Origin of the sequence: Streptococcus sanguinis, assembly GCF_050225395.1 — a bacterium.
In the GTDB taxonomy this organism is placed as follows: Bacteria; Bacillota; Bacilli; order Lactobacillales; family Streptococcaceae; genus Streptococcus.
The window spans coordinates 2,371,333-2,388,262 of record NZ_CP071431.1 but is presented as its reverse complement, the minus strand read 5'-3'; the positions used below and the strand labels follow the sequence as shown (position 1 = coordinate 2,388,262).

The 16,930-nt window shown below is 45.2% G+C and carries 19 protein-coding genes; 10 read left to right on the top strand and 9 right to left on the bottom strand.

The window, feature by feature from the left end:
- Positions 1-13 precede the first annotated feature (13 nt).
- Complete coding sequence (locus tag J1C81_RS11740; protein WP_004189401.1) at positions 14-1,237, top strand: carbohydrate-binding domain-containing protein; 1,224 nt, start codon at positions 14-16, stop codon at positions 1,235-1,237.
- A gap of 79 nt (positions 1,238-1,316) precedes the next feature.
- On the opposite strand, the gene J1C81_RS11735 is transcribed toward J1C81_RS11740, so the two are convergent.
- The 4 genes from J1C81_RS11735 to J1C81_RS11720 form a co-directional block, all read right to left on the bottom strand.
- Positions 1,317-2,270: a S66 family peptidase gene (locus tag J1C81_RS11735; RefSeq protein ID WP_004189403.1), complete on the bottom strand. Its 954-nt coding sequence runs from the start codon at positions 2,268-2,270 to the stop codon at positions 1,317-1,319.
- Between the two features lie 145 nt (positions 2,271-2,415).
- Positions 2,416-3,483, bottom strand: a complete 1,068-nt coding sequence (locus J1C81_RS11730) for a DUF4097 family beta strand repeat-containing protein (RefSeq protein ID WP_004189406.1) — start codon at positions 3,481-3,483, stop codon at positions 2,416-2,418.
- A complete protein-coding gene (locus J1C81_RS11725) occupies positions 3,476-4,075 on the bottom strand; it encodes a DUF1700 domain-containing protein (RefSeq protein ID WP_002928503.1) in 600 nt (199 codons plus the stop codon). The genes J1C81_RS11730 and J1C81_RS11725 overlap by 8 nt, the downstream gene beginning before the upstream one ends.
- The gene (locus J1C81_RS11720; RefSeq protein WP_002899377.1) at positions 4,050-4,388 is read right to left on the bottom strand and encodes a PadR family transcriptional regulator; all 339 of its coding nucleotides are present in this window, start codon (positions 4,386-4,388) and stop codon (positions 4,050-4,052) included. Before J1C81_RS11720 ends, J1C81_RS11725 begins: the two co-directional genes overlap by 26 nt.
- Positions 4,389-4,646: 258 nt before the next feature.
- Between J1C81_RS11720 and J1C81_RS11715 the strand changes: the two genes are divergently transcribed.
- Genes J1C81_RS11715 through J1C81_RS11690 form a run of 6 tightly spaced genes read left to right on the top strand, consistent with a single transcriptional unit; the run spans position 4,647 to position 9,635 of the window.
- A complete protein-coding gene (locus tag J1C81_RS11715; protein ID WP_002894209.1) occupies positions 4,647-4,778 on the top strand; it encodes a teichoic acid D-Ala incorporation-associated protein DltX in 132 nt (43 codons plus the stop codon).
- Between the two features lie 19 nt (positions 4,779-4,797).
- Positions 4,798-6,348, top strand: coding sequence for a D-alanine--poly(phosphoribitol) ligase subunit DltA (gene dltA, locus J1C81_RS11710; protein ID WP_004189411.1), 1,551 nt, complete (start codon positions 4,798-4,800; stop codon positions 6,346-6,348).
- Positions 6,345-7,589 carry a D-alanyl-lipoteichoic acid biosynthesis protein DltB gene (dltB, locus tag J1C81_RS11705; protein WP_004189414.1) on the top strand — a complete coding sequence of 415 codons (1,245 nt, stop codon included), beginning with the start codon at positions 6,345-6,347 and terminating at the stop codon, positions 7,587-7,589. The genes dltA and dltB overlap by 4 nt, the downstream gene beginning before the upstream one ends.
- Before the next feature lie 19 nt (positions 7,590-7,608).
- Positions 7,609-7,848, top strand: a complete 240-nt coding sequence (gene dltC, locus J1C81_RS11700; RefSeq protein WP_002894204.1) for a D-alanine--poly(phosphoribitol) ligase subunit DltC — start codon at positions 7,609-7,611, stop codon at positions 7,846-7,848.
- Entirely contained in the window at positions 7,841-9,109 is a 1,269-nt protein-coding gene (gene dltD, locus J1C81_RS11695; RefSeq protein ID WP_004189417.1) for a D-alanyl-lipoteichoic acid biosynthesis protein DltD, read from the top strand. Before dltC ends, dltD begins: the two co-directional genes overlap by 8 nt.
- A 40-nt stretch (positions 9,110-9,149) precedes the next feature.
- A complete protein-coding gene (locus J1C81_RS11690) occupies positions 9,150-9,635 on the top strand; it encodes a GNAT family N-acetyltransferase (RefSeq protein ID WP_004189419.1) in 486 nt (161 codons plus the stop codon).
- 30 nt (positions 9,636-9,665) lie between these two features.
- On the opposite strand, the gene J1C81_RS11685 is transcribed toward J1C81_RS11690, so the two are convergent.
- From J1C81_RS11685 to J1C81_RS11675, 3 genes are all read right to left on the bottom strand, one after another.
- Positions 9,666-10,493, bottom strand: a complete 828-nt coding sequence (locus J1C81_RS11685) for a Cof-type HAD-IIB family hydrolase (RefSeq protein ID WP_004189422.1) — start codon at positions 10,491-10,493, stop codon at positions 9,666-9,668.
- Between the two features lie 32 nt (positions 10,494-10,525).
- Positions 10,526-11,272 carry a DeoR/GlpR family DNA-binding transcription regulator gene (locus J1C81_RS11680; protein ID WP_004189425.1) on the bottom strand — a complete coding sequence of 249 codons (747 nt, stop codon included), beginning with the start codon at positions 11,270-11,272 and terminating at the stop codon, positions 10,526-10,528.
- A 162-nt stretch (positions 11,273-11,434) separates the two neighbouring features.
- On the bottom strand, positions 11,435-11,830 hold the full coding sequence (locus J1C81_RS11675; protein ID WP_004189429.1) for a hypothetical protein: 396 nt from the start codon (positions 11,828-11,830) through the stop codon (positions 11,435-11,437).
- A gap of 280 nt (positions 11,831-12,110) precedes the next feature.
- Between J1C81_RS11675 and J1C81_RS11670 the strand changes: the two genes are divergently transcribed.
- A complete protein-coding gene (locus tag J1C81_RS11670) occupies positions 12,111-12,692 on the top strand; it encodes a DNA-3-methyladenine glycosylase (RefSeq protein ID WP_032909863.1) in 582 nt (193 codons plus the stop codon).
- Positions 12,693-12,695: 3 nt separating this feature from the next.
- The gene (locus J1C81_RS11665; protein WP_004189435.1) at positions 12,696-13,958 is read left to right on the top strand and encodes a S41 family peptidase; all 1,263 of its coding nucleotides are present in this window, start codon (positions 12,696-12,698) and stop codon (positions 13,956-13,958) included.
- A gap of 25 nt (positions 13,959-13,983) precedes the next feature.
- On the opposite strand, the gene J1C81_RS11660 is transcribed toward J1C81_RS11665, so the two are convergent.
- Together J1C81_RS11660 and J1C81_RS11655 are read right to left on the bottom strand one after the other, a co-directional pair.
- The gene (locus J1C81_RS11660) at positions 13,984-15,150 is read right to left on the bottom strand and encodes a CynX/NimT family MFS transporter (RefSeq protein ID WP_004189438.1); all 1,167 of its coding nucleotides are present in this window, start codon (positions 15,148-15,150) and stop codon (positions 13,984-13,986) included.
- A 38-nt stretch (positions 15,151-15,188) separates the two neighbouring features.
- Positions 15,189-15,710: a TetR/AcrR family transcriptional regulator gene (locus J1C81_RS11655; RefSeq protein WP_002894195.1), complete on the bottom strand. Its 522-nt coding sequence runs from the start codon at positions 15,708-15,710 to the stop codon at positions 15,189-15,191.
- 167 nt (positions 15,711-15,877) lie between these two features.
- On the opposite strand from J1C81_RS11655, the gene J1C81_RS11650 reads away from it, so the two are divergent.
- Positions 15,878-16,753: a cation diffusion facilitator family transporter gene (locus J1C81_RS11650; protein ID WP_004189442.1), complete on the top strand. Its 876-nt coding sequence runs from the start codon at positions 15,878-15,880 to the stop codon at positions 16,751-16,753.
- Positions 16,754-16,930: the final 177 nt, after the last annotated feature.

Sequence of the window (16,930 nt, the reverse complement as noted above, 5' to 3'; positions counted from 1 at the left end):
TAGGAAAAGAAAAATGAAACAATCAAAATCAACCCTTAAAAAAATTAAATTGATGATCCCACTAGTCTTGATGACAGCAGTGCTAGGAGCATGCAGCTCAAATGCCAGCAGTTCTACAGCTTCAAGCACCAGTCAGACTAAGACCAATACTTCTGATTACTTTGCCTCAGAGGATTCAGACGCTTCTTATGATGAGTCTAAGGCGACGACTATCAGCCTGAGTGGATCCAGTGCCAAGACCTCTGGTGACGGGGCTAGTGTCTCTGGCTCTACTGTGACAATCTCTGAGGCTGGGACCTATGTCGTTTCTGGAACGAGTGAAAATGTGCAGATTGTCGTCAAAGCAGGTGATAGCGACAAGGTTCAAATCGTCCTAAATGGTGTAACCATGAGCGGGACAGATGCAGCTATTCTAGTAGAAAATGCGGGTAAAACAAGCCTGACTCTGGCTGACGGCAGCCAAAACACCATCTCAGACTCATCAAATCATAGCAATACGGATGCAGATGCAGCTATCTATAGTAACTCTGATCTGACTCTCAATGGCTCTGGAAGCCTGATAGTTGATGGTAAGTATGAAACAGCGATTAAGTCTGAGCAGACCTTGCGGGTGACAGGTGGTACCTATACACTCAAGGCAGCTAAGAATGGTCTGTCAGCAGCTTCAGCCATTAATATCAAGGACGCTACTATCGATATCACAGCGGCAGAAGATGCCATCCACGCAGATAATGATGAAGATACTTCTCTGGGAAATCTCTATATCCAGTCCGGCACCATCACGATTAATGCAGGTGATGATGGTCTGCACGCGAGCAATATAGCTTTGATTGATGGTGGGACTATTACGGTTTCCAAGAGTGTAGAAGCTCTGGAAGGAACCAATGTTACCATTAACGGCGGCAAGCTGGATCTTTATGCGACAGATGATGGGATCAATGCAGCTAGTGACGTAACTGGCGCTGATATCTTTATCAAGATTACTGGTGGCGATATCAAGGTCGAGGTCGGTGAAGGCGATACCGATGCTATCGACTCCAACGGCGATGTCATTATGTCAGGAGGAAACTTAGACATTACTTCTACGGTATCGGCCTTTGACTTTGACGGAACGGCCACCTACACTGGCGGTACCATCACGGTCAATGGTGAAAGCCGGACAGAAATCACAGCAGACGGACCTGGCGCTGGTGGACCCGGTGGCGGCGGTGCCCCAGGCGGTTTTGGTGGACGATAAAAAAGCCGACGAGATAACAATGAAATAGTGCTTAATGAAAAAGAAGAATCCTCATTCCAGCTGGAATGAGGATTTCTTGCTATTCATCAATTCTGATAGATAATTTCTCCGTATCCACCGTCACTTGAGCACCGATGGTGATGGTAAAGAGTGGCTGAGTATGAGCAAAGTCCAAGTCATAGAGAACGGGAATTGTCTTTAGAATTGGATGTTTGTCCAAGATATAAAGGAGCAGTTCCTCTGTCATCTGACATTCTTTTGGAAAGCGACCGATGAGAAGGGCCTGAGGGTTGGGATAGGCCTGAAGGAGGGCAGCTAGATTGCGGTCAAACTCCACATAATCATCTTCCTCCGCCTCTTCAACAAAGAGGACATAGTTTTCATCTGTCGGGGCGTAGGGCGTGCCGCGTAGGAGTGAGAAGGTGGAGAGATTGCCCCCGATAGCAGTTGCTTGGGCTTGTCCATGATGATAGACTTTCCACTTCGTTTCATGGAAGGTTAGTGGGGCATCGGGCAGATACCAAGCATTGTCGCCCCATTTTTCACTAGGAGTCAATTCATAAGAAGTCTGGCTGACGGCCTTGAGCCAGCTCTCAGTCTGATAGTCCTGCAAGGCATCCATCTTAAAGCTGGAGTAGGACGGTCCCATGTAGGTTTTCATGCCGGTCTTGCTATAAATAGCGCTGAGCAAGGCTGTTGTGTCTGAGTAGCCGCAGAAAATCTTAGGATTTCTAGCAATCAATTCAAAGTCCAGATAGGGCAGGAGCTCATTGCAGTTAAAACCTCCGATAGTGGCCAGAATAGCATCAACGGAGTCATCCGAAAAGGCAGCATGGATGTCTGCCACCCGGCTTTCGATGGAGGCAGAGTCTAGCATATCATTTTCCAGATAATGCTCCGAAAAAGACACGATAAAACCCAGCTTTTCCAAGCGCTCCTTGGCGGCTAGATTGGCCTCAAAGCCACCGATGTGTTCGATTGATGCCGAAGGGCTGACGACCCGAATGTGCATACCAGGTGCGAGTTTTTTCATAGGGACCTCCTTATGATAAATTTTTATAGAATATCATAGCACAAAGGCCAAGACCTGTAAAGCAAACTTAGGTCAGTGCGGGAATTTTTATCAAAAAAAGGGAGCCGCTGAAGACTCCCTGATTGTATATATTCTTTTCTATGATTTATTCGCTGAGCTTAATGCTACCGCTTTCGACGCTGGCAGTAAGTGTAGTTGTCGGATTTTCGACTTTACGGATGGCAGAGCCGCCAAGTTCATGGCCTTTGGAGTGCTCTACACTTATACTACTAGGGATGTCAATTTCACCTAGATCCGTTTTCAGATCAAAGGATAGCTGCGACAAACTGCCAGAAACCAGATGCAGATTAATATCGCCCAGTTGATTAGTGATAGAGATTGTACCAGCTAATTCCAACTGTTCAGAGTTCAGTGAGCCGCTTGAGATTTTCAGAGTGCTGTCGGAGATTTTGCTCGAGTTTAGATTGACCTCTCCCAGAGAGTTTGATATTTCGCCAGATGCGAACTGGCTGTTGCTCAGAGTGATGGTACCCGAAGAATCAATGATTTTTCCAGAGCTAATCTGACTGTTATTGATGGTAATCTCTCCCAGAGAGTTCTTAAATTTACCAGATGCGAATTGGCCATCATTCACAGTCAACGAGCCCTGAGATAGAGAGAAGTCAGCATTTTTGGCTGATAGATTGGACAGCGTAACATCTCCTAATGACGAACTGCCGCTGAATGTCTCAAGCTTGGTCCCCTTGGGCAGGGAAAGCTCCACAGTACGCTTCTCCTGAGATTCTTGGTCAAATAAGCTGAGTAAGGAGCGGATGCCAGTGCTTATGTGGAAGGAGCGGATGTCAGTGCTTATGTGGAAGGAGTCTGCACCATCTTCCTTGATGTTTAAGTTTCCATTTTCAGAACTTGTTGTTATTTTTCCAAGCATGCTGCCGCCAATCTGATAGTTGCCGTCTCTTTGGTAATAGGTCAAGTGAGCCTTGTCATCAGGAGATTCGCTGATGACGAGGTTTCTAGCTGCTAAATTAATATTTAGGGAAGAAAGATCAGAGAAACTTTCTTCTTTTTTCGTTAGTTTTACCTTGCTTTTGGTAGAATTGACCAAATCATTGACACCGCCTGTAATGGAGCCGATCGTTGTCAGGGCTCCACCAAAGAGGCAGGCTAAAATAGCTGCGGATAAAAGAGGTTTTTTCAATTTGATGTTAGCCATGACGTGCTCCTTTCTTTGCGAAAAGTTGAGCTAGTTTGACAAAGCCAGCCTTGCCAAACTGAGTAACAGGAGAAATGCCTGCGTAGAAGATGCCAGACAATCCTAGAGCTAGAACACTGAGCCCCAGAGTGAACAGGAAGGCCGGGATAGATGTCGTCAGTCCCACTGTCAAAGTGTCCCAGATCAGGCTGATTCCAAAAATAAAGAAGGCAAAGGCACCTATAGCCATGACTAGGGCAAAGATAAAGACTAAGAGGAAGAAAACGAAAGTCAAAAGAGCTGCTACTATAAAGAGCGGAATAGCCAAAGGTGCTGCCAAAATGGATAGGATAGCAATCTGGACGATGTTCTTAGTGTTTTTTGATGAACTGCTGTCTTGATTATCTTCCTCAACTTTTTTATCCAAAAGATTTAGCATAATCTCGTGGGCCGCTTCCTTAGGGCTACCAAGCTCAGCAATAGCAGCCGCCTCGCCCTCTGGGCCTACCTCGTCGAAGTACTCCGTGAAGTAATCCATAGCTTCCTGGTAGTCCTTGCGTGGCAGTTTTTTCAGATATTTTTCTAGCTCAGCTAGATACTCGGTTCTTGTCATGACGGATGCTCCCTTCTATGATACCGCTGATGGTCATGGTATAAGTTTGCCACTCTTCTTTTAGAGTGAGTAAATGTTCATGCCCGTAGGCAGTGAGTGAATAGTATTTTCGTTTTCGTCCTTGGTACTCCTGCGAATAAGTCGTGAGGCAGTCATTTTGCTCCAGCTTCTTCAGAATAGGGTAAAGTGTTGATTCTTTGATATTGGCAATCAGCTTGATCGTCTGGCTGATTTCATAACCGTAGGAATCGTCTTTTTCAAGGATGGCTAAGATGAGAAACTCAATCAAAGCCGATGATGTGGGGAAAGACATAGGACCACCTCCTTGTGTAAAATATTTATATATAATCTTTCTATATATAGTCTACAACCTCTTAGGAAAAAAGTCAAGCAAAATATATAAAATTTTTATATATTTTTTGAAAATACTTTTTTATGGCTATTTATAAGGTGCATCAAAGTAACTTTCTTCCTTATAAGAACTTTACATCTTCCTTAGCTTTTGTGTTGAAAACATCTTCCATAAAATGGTAAAATGGTGTAAGTCTAACTAAAAATATAAGAGAGATCAATGAAAAAACATCAAACCCTATATAAATTTTTGGGCCAAACCCTACTATATTTTGTTATCTTTCTGGCCTTGCTTTATTTCTTTAGCTATCTGGGTCAGGGTCAGGGTGGCTTTATCTATAATGAATTTTAATGTGAGAGAGTAGGAAACAATGTCAAATAAAGTGATACAAGATATGATTGAAGCAATTGAGCATTTTGCTCAGGTGCAGCCGGATTTTCCGGTCTATGATATTTTAGGTCAAGTTCATACTTATGGCGATTTAAAGAAGGACTCCGATTCGTTGGCGGCTCAGATTGACCGTCTGGGACTTCCTGACAAGTCTCCGGTTGTGGTCTTTGGCGGTCAGGAATACGAAATGCTGGCTACCTTTGTGGCCTTGACCAAGTCTGGTCATGCCTACATTCCAATCGACAGCCATTCAGCCTTGGAGCGCGTGGCAGCGATTGTGGAAGTTGCTGAGCCAAGCTTGATTATTGCTATCAGTGATTTTCCGCTGGCAGATGTTGCAGCTCCTATTTTTAGTGCGGAGCAAGTTCAGGCAGCTTTCAGAGAGGGAGCGTCCTATGAGCTTAGCCATCCGGTGCAGGGAGATGATAATTATTACATCATTTTCACATCAGGGACGACTGGCAAGCCTAAGGGGGTGCAGATTTCCCATAATAATCTGCTCAGCTTTACGAATTGGATGATTACGGATAAGGAGTTTGCGACTCCGGAGCGTCCTCAAATGTTGGCTCAGCCGCCTTATTCTTTTGACTTATCAGTCATGTATTGGGCGCCGACTTTGGCCTTGGGAGGGACTCTTTTTGCCCTGCCTTCGGCAGTGACTCAGGATTTCAAGCAGCTGTTTGAGACGATTCTCAGTCTGCCTATTGCTATCTGGACTTCGACGCCTTCCTTCGCGGATATGGCCTTGCTGTCAGATGACTTTAACAGCCAGAAGCTGCCTCAGCTGACGCATTTCTACTTTGACGGCGAGGAGTTGACGGTCAAGACAGCTCAGAAGCTGCGCGATCGCTTTCCTCAAGCTCGCATTATCAATGCTTACGGTCCGACTGAGGCAACAGTGGCCCTGTCTGCGGTAGCAGTGACAGACGAGATGCTGCAAAATTGCAAGCGCCTGCCGATTGGCTATACCAAGGCGGACTCTCCGACCTTTGTCATTGACGAAGAAGGGCAGAAAGTACCGAATGGCCAGCAGGGAGAAATCATCGTCTGCGGCCCAGCTGTATCCAAAGGCTATCTGAATAATCCTGAGAAGACAGCGGAGGCCTTCTTTGAATTTGAAGGTCTGCCAGCCTATCATACAGGAGATGTCGGCTCGATGACAGATGAAGGTCTGCTGCTCTACGGTGGCCGGATGGATTTCCAGATCAAGTTTAATGGTTTTCGTATTGAGCTGGAGGATGTGTCTCAAAACCTGAACAAATCGAAATACGTTGAGTCTGCGGTGGCTGTGCCCCGCTACAACAAGGACCACAAGGTCCAAAATCTGCTAGCCTATGTCATTCTCAAAGACGGTGTGGCTGAGCAGTTTGAGCGGGAAATCGATATTACCAAGGCAATCAAGGAAGATCTGCAGGATATCATGATGTCCTATATGATGCCGTCCAAGTTTCTCTATCGAGAGACCCTGCCTCTGACCCCGAATGGCAAGATTGACATCAAGGGGCTGATTAGCGAGGTCAATAAGCGATGATGGATTTCTTGAAACAGCTGCCTCACTTGGAACCCTACGGCAACCCAGTTTACTTTGTCTATATCGTTCTGGCAGTTCTGCCAATCTTTGTTGGACTTTTCTTTAAGAAACGCTTCCCCCTTTATGAAGCCTTGGTCAGCTTAGTCTTTATCGTCCTGATGCTGACAGGTCCCAGTCTGGCGCAGCTTTGTGCTTTACTGGGCTATGTCATCTGGCAGATAGTCTGGGTTTACTCATACAAGCTTTATCGGCGGTCGCGAGACAGCAAGTGGATCTTTTATCTGCATACCTTGCTGGCAGTTCTGCCGCTTGTGCTTGTCAAGGTAGAGCCCGCAATCAGCGGTCATCAGTCTCTCTTTGGCTTTTTGGGGATTTCCTATCTGACCTTTCGCTCGGTAGGGATGATGATTGAGATGCGGGATGGAGTTTTGACAGACTTCACGCTCTGGGAGTTCCTGCGTTTCCTGCTCTTCATGCCGACCTTTTCGAGCGGACCCATTGATCGTTTCAAGCGTTTCAATGAAGACTATTTGAACATTCCCGAGCGCGATGAGTTGCTGGATATGCTAGAGCAGTCTGTCAAGTATATCATGCTAGGCTTCCTTTATAAGTTTATCCTGGCACATATCTTTGGACATCTCTTGCTGGGGCATGTCAAGACCTACGCTCTCTATACCGGCGGTTTCTTTAATCTGGGAACTCTGGGCGTCATGTATGTCTTTGGTCTGGATCTCTTCTTTGACTTTGCCGGTTATTCGATGTTTGCGCTAGCTATTTCCAATCTCATGGGAATCAAGAGCCCTATCAACTTTGATAAGCCTTTTCTCTCACGCGATTTGAAAGAATTTTGGAATCGCTGGCACATGAGTCTGTCCTTTTGGTTCCGTGACTTTGTCTTTATGAGGCTGGTCATGGTCCTGATGCGCAATAAGGTCTTTAAAAACCGCAACACGACCTCTAGTGTGGCCTATCTGATCAACATGCTGATTATGGGCTTCTGGCATGGTGTAACCTGGTACTATATCGCCTACGGTCTCTTTCATGGAGCTGGTCTAGTCGTCAATGATGCCTGGCTGCGTAAGAAGAAAACTCTAAACAAAGAGCGCAAGGCTAAGGGACTTCCGCCTCTGCCAGACAATAAATGGACCCAAGCTTTGGGGATTGTGGTGACCTTTCACGCGGTCATGTTCTCATTTTTAATCTTTTCTGGATTTTTAAATGAGCTTTGGTTTAAAAAATAAAAATGAATGAGGAAGAAAAATGGATATAAAAGCAGAAGTAATTGAAATTATTGAAGAACTATTTATGGAAGATGTGTCAGACATGATGGACGAGGATTTGTTTGACGCTGGTGTTCTAGACAGTATGGGAACGGTCGAGCTGATTGTTGAGCTGGAAAACCGTTTTGATATCCGCGTGCCAGTATCAGAGTTTGGCCGCGATGACTGGAACACAGCCAATAAAATCGTTGAAGGCGTGACGGAGCTTCGCAATGCTTAAACGACTCTGGCTGATTCTGGGGCCGGTTTTCTGCGCTATGGTCATGGTTGCCCTGCTCTTTTTCTTCTATCCGCTTGATAAAAAGCATGATATAGAAGCAGAGAAGCGCTCGGCAGTGACCCTGACAGCAGAAAACTTCAAGAGCCGCAGCAAGAAGGTGACAGCCTTGACCGATAAGAAGATGCGCTTTGTCCCCTTCTTTGGCTCTAGTGAATGGCTGCGCTTTGATAGCATGCATCCAGCAGTGCTGGCTGAGAAATATGACCGCTCCTATCGGCCTTATTTTCTAGGCCAGCGCGGGGCAGCATCATTTAATCAGTACTTTGGTATGCAGCAGATGTCCTCTGAGTTGGAGGGACAAACGGCGGTCTATGTAGTGTCGCCCCAGTGGTTTACCAAGACTGGCTATGATGCTTCGGCCTTTCAGCAGTACTTCAACAGCGATCAGCTGACGGCCTATCTGTCTCAGCAGCAAGGAGATGCGGCGGCGCAATATGCAGCCCAGCGCCTCCTGCAGCTTTATCCAGATGTCGCTATGGCAGAGAGCGTCCAGAAGCTGTCTGAAGGTAAAAAGCTGAGCAGCTTTGAAGAGCGCCATATTGAGATGATGGCTCATCTTAATGAGCGTCAAGATGCTTTTTTCAGCAACTTTGCTGCCCTCAATAATGAAAACTATGACCAGCGAATTTTGCCTTATATGGCTGATTTGCCAGACACCTTCTCCTATCAGGCTTTGGAAGAGATTGCTACAGCAGAGGCCAAGAAGAAGACCAATAATAACCAATTCGGCATAGACAATCAATTTTACAAGACCCGTCTGGCTGGTAAGGTTGCCAAGCTCAGAGGTTTTCAGACCAAGCAATCTTATGAAAAATCCCCTGAGTACAACGACTTGCAGCTGGTTCTGGACCAGTTTGCCAAGTCAAAGACTAATGTCATCTTCATCATTCCACCGGTTAATTCCAAGTGGATGGAGTATACAGGACTCAGTCCTGAAATGTACCAGCGGACGGTGGCTAAGATTCGCTATCAGCTGGAAAGTCAGGGTTTTACCAACATTGCTGACTTTTCTAAGGATGGCGACAAGCCTTACTTCATGCAGGATACTATTCACATGGGCTGGAATGGCTGGCTGGCCTTTGACAAGGCGGTTGATCCTTTTGTAGCCAATCCACAGCCGGCGCCAAACTACCAGATCAATGACCGCTTCTTCAGCAAGGAATGGTCTCAGTATACTGGCAAACCAGAAGAATTCAAATAAGGTTGGGACTTTCCAGCCTTATTTTTATAAAGGAGGAAAGATGAAGATTCGTTTGTCCCAAATAGAAGATATCCCAGCCATTATGGCGATTTATGATGTGGCTCGTCAGTTCATGAAAGACCAAGGCAATCCGACTCAGTGGGATGGAGGCTATCCCAGCGCGAGCTTGATTGAGGATGACATTGCGGCTGGCCACTCCTTTGTTGTCGAGGAAGAAGGGCGGCCGGTTGGCACCTTTGCCTTTATCATTGGAGAAGACCCGACCTATCAGGTCATCGAAAAGGGCAGCTGGCATTTTGCGGAGCCTTACGACACCATTCACCGCATCGCCTCGAACGGGCAAGTCAGAGGCCTATCCCGTCAGGTCTTTGATTTTTGCCGCCAGCAGATTCCCTACTTGCGAATCGATACCCATGCGGACAATCAAGCTATGCAGGCTGCTGTGCTGAACTACGGCTTTAGGGAGTGTGGCATTATTTATGTGGCTGATGGCAGTCCTCGCCTGGCTTATGACTATCATCAATAAAAAAATCTGCCCTTGAGCAGATTTTTTGCGTTATATCAAAACATACTTTTCTACAGCTTCTGCAACTCCGTGCTCATTGTTGCTTTTGGTGACGGCTTTTGCCTCGGTTTTGACTGCTTCGGGGGCATTGCCCATAGCGACTCCAAGTCCAGCCAGGCGGAGCATAGGAAGGTCATTGAAGTTGTCTCCGATTGTCATAACCTGCTCTAGAGGCACTTGATAGTGCTGGGCAATTTCGTATAAGGCTTGCTCCTTGGAGACATGCTTGGCCGTGACTTCCATGTAGTTGTCCTTAGAGAGATAGAAGGCTGTCTTGGCAAAGTCCAAGGTCTGTAGGTAGTCATGGAGTTTCTGGATGATAGGCGCTTCATCAATGAGGAGTAACTTGTGAGCAGGCATTAGAACATCCAGCACCGGCATTAACACATTCTGAATTATCGGCTGCTCACCTGTAATAGCAGCCTCTATCTGTACCCACTTATCCAAACTATCGGCAATCCAATCCTTACCGGAATAGAGATTGATGGACACGCTAGGAAATTCAGCCTTGACCAGTTCCAGAAAAGAACGGATTTCTTCCTTATCTAGAGGGTGTTCGATAATGGTCTCATAAGCTTGCGGGTCGCCCTTGATGACCAGAGCGCCATTGTAGCAGGCCAGCGGATTATCTCCCAGTCCCAGCTCACGCGCAATCGGCTCCATGCCTAGAGGAGAGCGTGCAGAAGCGAGAACGAAAGGGATTTTTTCTCGGTTTAGCAGGGGAATCATATCCTTGAGCTTAGGATCCACTTGATGCTGGTCGTCCAAAATCGTGCCGTCAATATCGCTGATAATCAGACGAATCGCTTGTTTTGTCATAGCTCGTCCTCCTTTGTGTCTAATGGATTGATTTAATAAATCATTTTAACCTTGTCTCCAAGCAGTTTTTGGACTTCAGGGCTGGGCTCTTGGTCCGTAATCCAGTAGTCAAAGTCGCTGACAGGACCTAGGATGTACTTAGACTCTTTCTGCCACTTGTCTTGTTCGGCCAGCAGGATTTTAGTCTTGGCGTGCTTCAAAGCCAGTCTTTTCAGGTGAGTATCAGCCTCGTCTTCAAAGCTGACCAGACCGTCAGAGACACTAGCTGCTCCGATAAAGGCAATGTCAAAAGAAATTTGCTCCAGCAGCTCTGCTTCATTGAGCGCGTAGTAGAAGCGGTTTTTGGGATAGAATTTTCCACCTAAGAGGTGAAAATCTACTTTGTCCTGACTGCTCAGCATGATTGCATTATCCAGAGAATGGGAATAGATTGTCATAGGCTCCTTGATGCGCTGAGCCAGATGGAGAACGATGGTTGAGACATCAAAGAAAGCAATCTGCCCCGGCTTGAGAAAGTCATGGGCCTTCTGGGCAATAGCCTTTTTTTCTTGACTTAGTTGGTTGATACGGTCGTTAAAGGAGGGGATTTGCCGGCTAGTATCCAGCGGGATAATACCTCCGTGGGTGCGTTGCACAAGCCTACGCTCGCTTAAAATTGAAAAATCTCGCCGAATAGTATCTTTAGAGACCTGAAAATGTTCAATCATATCCTTGGCTGACAGCTGTTTTTTCTCAGCCAAGAGCTCTAAAATTTCAGCTAAGCGTTGTTCTTGGTACATGCCTGTCCCTCCTTGCTTTTCTAAATAGAGTATAACACGACGGATAAGCTTTTACAAGTGTTTATAATGTTTTGCAAGTCTTTTTAAATGTGCAGGAGAAAATCAAAAAACCGAGCAAAACTCGGTTTTTATGAATTATAATAATCGAAACATGTTTTTCAATTAAGGTGTTTGGATATTGACAGATCCATCGCTGCCGACCTTAACATCAACACCGCCGCCTTGAACATGGACACCATCTTCATTTACGCTAACGCCAGCGTTGTCAGTTTGTACATTAGCACTACCGTCTCCGTTAGTTTCAACAGAAGCATCGCCGCTTTCGTCATCGCCATTTACATTAACGCTGGTATCACCGCCGTTTACGTTGACTTTGGCACTACCGCTTTCTTCAGATGTGCTGCTAGAGCTTGTTTTAGCTTTAGATGAAGAAGATACGCTTGAGCTGGAACTTGAGCTTTCTTCAGTCTTCTTATCTGCAGAATTTCCGCAAGCTACCAAAAAGAAAAGTGCAATTAGTGGTAATAAAAATAAAGAAATTTTAGATAATTTTTTCATCTTACCCCTCCTTCTAGTATAATATTAAACAAATATTTCATTTGAAGCAATGAAAAACTGGATTGATACATAAATAACATACTGTATTAATAAAAATGTTACAAATTATATTTACGATAAATAGAAAATATACAGATTCTACAAGCTTTTTCGCGCTTTCTGGGCTATTTATCTTGTAATCGTTTTGTAACAAATAACAAGTTTATGAGAAGGAGAAAAATAACATTTTTGCAACATTTCTTTTCCTCTGTAAATGGAGAAATCATGCTATAATCAACCTATGTTATCAAGAGATTTTCAGAAACTAATCGAGGCAGATACGGTTGCAGCAGCGCGAGCTTTGCTAGGTATGCAGCTGATTCTAAATGGCCAGAAGTTAGGCCGGATTGTCGAAACAGAAGCCTATCTAGGAAGTCAGGACAGCGCCTGTCATTCAGCTAGAGGGCGCCGCTCCCCTAAGAATGAATCCATGTATCTGCCAGCTGGTCACTGGTATATCTATCAGATTCATGGCCATCAGATGCTGAATCTGGTGACCAAGTCTGAAAATGTGGCCGAAGCCGTACTGATTCGAGCTTTGGAGCTACCGGATGGCCGACTTTTAGCTAATGGTCCTGGCAAGTTAACCAAGTATGCTGGGATTGATAAGCGCTTTGATGGACAGAGTTTAGAGACCTCCAGTCTGCAATTAGCCCATGACCTGACTCCCAATCAGATTGCCAGCCGTCCGCGGATTGGCGTGACCTGCTCAGATGCTTGGCTGGAGGAGCCTTTGGGATTTTATGTGGCCGGCAATCGTCATGTCTCAAAAGTGCCCAAGCGAGGCCTGCTGGATGATGAGGACACTTGGAAGAAGGAGTAAAAAATGAAGAAAACAGAGATTTTTGAGCAAGTCGTAGAAATTATGCGAGAGGATTCCTCAACAAAGAAAGATATCATGGGTGCAAATCCCGAAGAATATCGAGCGCGTATCACAGACCAGATGAGCCAAGAGGACTTTCTTTACCAGATGCATTGTTATATAGCCAGTTTTGGGATTTTGTCCCATGTTTGGTTTGGGCTTAAGGAAACGCAAACGCCCGGTTTTAAACTGAGATATTATCAAGACTGCCTCTACGTCCTACAGGCAAATAACGACACGGGGCTGAAACGTGGAGATCAGATTTTAGCCTTGGATGGGAAAGCTTTACCTCAGGTGTATCAAGAGCACAAGGATTATTTTGTCAGTTCCACACCAGAGCGACAGCACAAGGAGTGGGCTTACTTTGTGGGGCATGCCAGAGAAGTTACGGTGGTACGCAATGGCAAGGAAGAGCAACTGCATGTTCAGCCGACCGCTCACCCAAAGAAGTCACCGCAGTTTGAATGGCGCAATCTTTCTGAGGACATCGTTTATCTCAAGTTAGAAGATTTTACGGATGAGGCTGCTATCAGTCAGCTATATGCAGACAGCCAAGCAGCAATTGAGCAGGCCAAGTATTTAATCATTGATGTTCGAGTCAATTATGGCGGGACGGACTCGCTTTATTATCCACTTTTCAAATATATTCTCCCTCAGGGAAAGGCCTTCAGAGACTTAGATTTGCCAAGCGATGATGGGATGGAGATTCTCTATACTGATAGAAATGTTGATTTGCGTCAGCAACTGATGCAAAATATCCTAGAAGATCCAAACTTGTCAGCAGAAACTCACCAGATTCTCAAAGAATTTCTAAAAGAGCTAGAAGAAAATAGGGGAAAAGGTTATGTCCTTTATGGCGATGAAGACAGTGATCAGAACATTCTGCCAGACGTCCTAGGCCTAGCTCGACCTGAAAAAGTCTTTGTACTAGCAGATGTTACCTGTGGGTCTTCAGGCGACAATTTTGTTGATACCATGAAAAAGATGCCCAAGGTTACGGTCCTAGGGCGTCCGACTATGGGAATTTTAGATTATTCCAATTGCTGCGTGAAGGATTTTGGTGACTATGAGCTCCTGTTCCCCACTTCACGTGACACTAGGATTGATCAAGGAAAAGGCATGAATGACAGGGGAGTTGAACCAGATATCTTGATTCCTTGGACACCAGAACACTTAGAGCGAGATGTGGATCTGGAAGAGTGTCTCAACTATTGCAAAAACGCTTAGGATTTCTAAGCGTTTTTCGTTTTTATTATATCTTGTCAAACTTCTCAATGTAAAAGAGTGTTAGTGTCACGATGGCAGCCAAGCCAATGAGAATGAGGATGGCTGGAGTCCAGGAATGGAATAAATCAAAGCTGTATCCAAAGAGGCTAGGTCCAAAGGCGGCCAGAATATAACCACCAGTCTGGGCTAAGCCAGATAGCTGAGCGGTTTGCTCAGGAGTACTGGTTTTCAGCGAGAAAGTAACCATGAGGTAGGGGAAGAGGGCGCTGACGGACATACCGATTAGCAGATTGAGGATGAGCCAGTAGACAAAGGAATCTGTCTTGACCAGCAGCATACCCAGACCAACCATACCGGTTGCAGAAAAGAGAGCAATCATCCCCAAGCGTTTTTTAGCGGATAGACGCGTTGTCAGACTAGGTATCGTCATGGCCAAAGGAAGGCTGATAAAGGAAAAGATAGAGGCCAAGAATCCAGTAGCATCATTGGAAAGTCCTGCCAACTGACCAAGAGTCGGCAGCCAAGTGATAGCCGTATAAAAGAGTAAAGACTGCAGGCCACCGAAAACAATCAGAGCCCATACTCTAGGATTTTTTAGCAGGGAGCCCATTTGATGCTCGCGGCTTTTGCTAGTCAGTTGGTGATTATGCCGGCTGTTGGGAAGCCAAATCAAGCAAGCCAGTAAGCAGATGAGGGTCAGGACGAGAATCAGTCCTTTCCAGCCAGCTAAGCGGACAATAGGCGCAGCCAAGGGAGACATGATTGAGATAGCTAGCCCCATAGAAGTGATATAAAGCGTGGTTAAAAATCCAATTTTCTCTGGCTGATTTGCCTGAATGACATTAGGCAGGAGCACATTTAAGACAGCGATGGCAGCCCCTAGCATGATTGTACCTGCATAGAGTAGAGGCAGGTTAAAGATACGAATAAAAGAGCCCAGAGTCAGCACAATCATGGCTATGGTAAAGAGCTTTTCCAGGCCGACCTTTTGAGCCAGGCGTGGGGAAAAGGCTGAGCAGAGTGCAAACATGATCAAGGGCAGGCTAGTCAGCAGTCCCAGAGAGTTGACGGGAACTTGCAGTCCCTTAGCAATATCACCCAGAACAACGGGCAGCACTGCAAAAGGCGCCCGTAGGACAACCCCCACCATCAGAATGCCTGGAAGTAAAAATTTTGAATGTTTCTTTTTCATAAAGTTAAGTTTCCTCCTATATAAATATCAAAATAAAATCAGTCCATCAAATCCAGAAAATACTGGCTGATAACTGTTTCTGGCAATGTTTTCTTCTGCTGGAGCCACCAACTGACCGTCTCCACAAAGGTAGAAGTCACATAATTTCTTAGAAAGGGCTCGGGTAGCTGAGATTTTTTTCGCAGGAGCTGCTCCTGAATCATTGGAAAGAGATAGTTTTCCAGCTCAATCTTTAAGCGATTGGTGAAATAGATATTTTTTGAAAGCAACAAGGTTGCAATCTTGTCCTGATTCTTTTGGAAATGCTTGAAAATATGGGCGGTTGCTTCAAAGAGATCCTTGCCGTCGTCGCGTTCAAGAAAGGTATGCTGAAAGAGGTCTTGGCAAACCTCCTCTAGCAAGGCTTCCTTAGTATCGAAATGGGCATAAAAAGTCGACCGGCCAACATCTGCCAGGTCGATGATTTCTTGCACTGTAATGCTTTCATAACTTTTTTGATGCAGCAGGCTGATAAAAGCTTGGTAAATAGCTGCGCGTGATTTCTTGACTCGTCTGTCCATAGCATTTCGGAACAAAAGAGCAGGATTGTTCAGTAACGGACAAAGCCCCTCAATTGCTTCTTGTTTCCTTTCTGAGAATAAGGGATAATAAAGATGAAAAACTGAACAAGGTGTTCCGTTTTGATTACATTATACTATAAATTTAGCCAAACTGAAAGGAGGCTGCCGTGAAATCTAGTAAAAATATGACTATTGCCTTTCTGTTAAACTTTTCCTTTGCCATTCTTGAGTTTATCTTTGGTTTCATGTTCAATTCCAGCGCTGTATTAGCCGATGCCGTGCATGACACGGGAGATGCGATGGCCATCGGACTTTCCACCCTTTTTGAAAAAATTTCTAATAAAAAAGAAGACAAGAAATACACTCTGGGCTATAAGCGCTACAGCCTTTTGGGAGCCCTGCTGACCTCGGTCATCTTGCTGGTCGGCTCGACCTTGGTGATTGTCGAAAATGTACCCAAGGTCTTTGCGCCTGAAAAGGTCAATTATGACGGCATGTTGGTGCTAGGTATCTTTGCCATTATAGTCAATCTAGCAGCCAGCAAGGTGGTCGGCCATGGTCATGGACACAGTCATAATGAGTCTATTCTCAGTCTCCATTTCTTAGAGGACATTCTGGGCTGGGTAGCTGTTATTCTGGTCTCTATCGTTTTGCGCTTTACCGACTGGTATTTTCTTGATCCGCTGCTCTCCCTGCTTATTGCGGGCTTCATCGTCAGCAAGGCCCTGCCTAAGTTCTGGGAAAACATCAAGATCTTTTTGGATCATATCCCTAGCGATATTGATTTGAGCCAGCTTTATCAGGAAATTCTGGCGGTTGAAAACGTTCAGACTATTACCCAGCTTAATGTCTGGACCACAGACGGTTTGGAAAAATTTGCTATGATCCATATCTGTCTTGAAAATCCAGAGCTGCTGGCCGAGACCCAGACTACTCTGCGTCAAGAACTGCAAGCCTATGGCATCACCAAAATCACTATCCAGACGGATAGCAGTTTGGAAGAGCATGAAGAGTGGTGCATAGGTGGAGAGGCAGTGGACTAAATCTTATACTAAAGTATTTTTTAGACAAAAACAACAAAATGGATATATATAATTAATAATATAAAATCTAATATCAAAACAAACTTTAGAATCTAACTCAATATATAAAAGCAGTTCATAAGAGCTGCTTTTATTGTACAAAAACATAATTAATATAATTAATAAATTATAATATTG

Bases quoted from the DNA above. Each gene is read 5' to 3' on its own strand.
- J1C81_RS11730 (WP_004189406.1), bottom strand. From the start codon at position 3,483: ATGGCTAACATCAAATTGAAAAAACCTCTTTTATCCGCAGCTATTTTA.
- J1C81_RS11715 (WP_002894209.1), top strand. From the start codon at position 4,647: ATGAAAAAACATCAAACCCTATATAAATTTTTGGGCCAAACCCTACTA.
- dltC (WP_002894204.1), top strand. From the start codon at position 7,609: ATGGATATAAAAGCAGAAGTAATTGAAATTATTGAAGAACTATTTATG.
- J1C81_RS11725 (WP_002928503.1), bottom strand. From the start codon at position 4,075: ATGACAAGAACCGAGTATCTAGCTGAGCTAGAAAAATATCTGAAAAAA.
- J1C81_RS11690 (WP_004189419.1), top strand. From the start codon at position 9,150: ATGAAGATTCGTTTGTCCCAAATAGAAGATATCCCAGCCATTATGGCG.
- J1C81_RS11670 (WP_032909863.1), top strand. From the start codon at position 12,111: ATGTTATCAAGAGATTTTCAGAAACTAATCGAGGCAGATACGGTTGCA.
- J1C81_RS11680 (WP_004189425.1), bottom strand. From the start codon at position 11,272: ATGTACCAAGAACAACGCTTAGCTGAAATTTTAGAGCTCTTGGCTGAG.
- J1C81_RS11665 (WP_004189435.1), top strand. From the start codon at position 12,696: ATGAAGAAAACAGAGATTTTTGAGCAAGTCGTAGAAATTATGCGAGAG.
- dltB (WP_004189414.1), top strand. From the start codon at position 6,345: ATGATGGATTTCTTGAAACAGCTGCCTCACTTGGAACCCTACGGCAAC.
- dltA (WP_004189411.1), top strand. From the start codon at position 4,798: ATGTCAAATAAAGTGATACAAGATATGATTGAAGCAATTGAGCATTTT.
- J1C81_RS11720 (WP_002899377.1), bottom strand. From the start codon at position 4,388: ATGTCTTTCCCCACATCATCGGCTTTGATTGAGTTTCTCATCTTAGCC.
- J1C81_RS11655 (WP_002894195.1), bottom strand. From the start codon at position 15,710: ATGGACAGACGAGTCAAGAAATCACGCGCAGCTATTTACCAAGCTTTT.
- J1C81_RS11735 (WP_004189403.1), bottom strand. From the start codon at position 2,270: ATGAAAAAACTCGCACCTGGTATGCACATTCGGGTCGTCAGCCCTTCG.
- J1C81_RS11740 (WP_004189401.1), top strand. From the start codon at position 14: ATGAAACAATCAAAATCAACCCTTAAAAAAATTAAATTGATGATCCCA.
- dltD (WP_004189417.1), top strand. From the start codon at position 7,841: ATGCTTAAACGACTCTGGCTGATTCTGGGGCCGGTTTTCTGCGCTATG.
- J1C81_RS11675 (WP_004189429.1), bottom strand. From the start codon at position 11,830: ATGAAAAAATTATCTAAAATTTCTTTATTTTTATTACCACTAATTGCA.
- J1C81_RS11685 (WP_004189422.1), bottom strand. From the start codon at position 10,493: ATGACAAAACAAGCGATTCGTCTGATTATCAGCGATATTGACGGCACG.
- J1C81_RS11660 (WP_004189438.1), bottom strand. From the start codon at position 15,150: ATGAAAAAGAAACATTCAAAATTTTTACTTCCAGGCATTCTGATGGTG.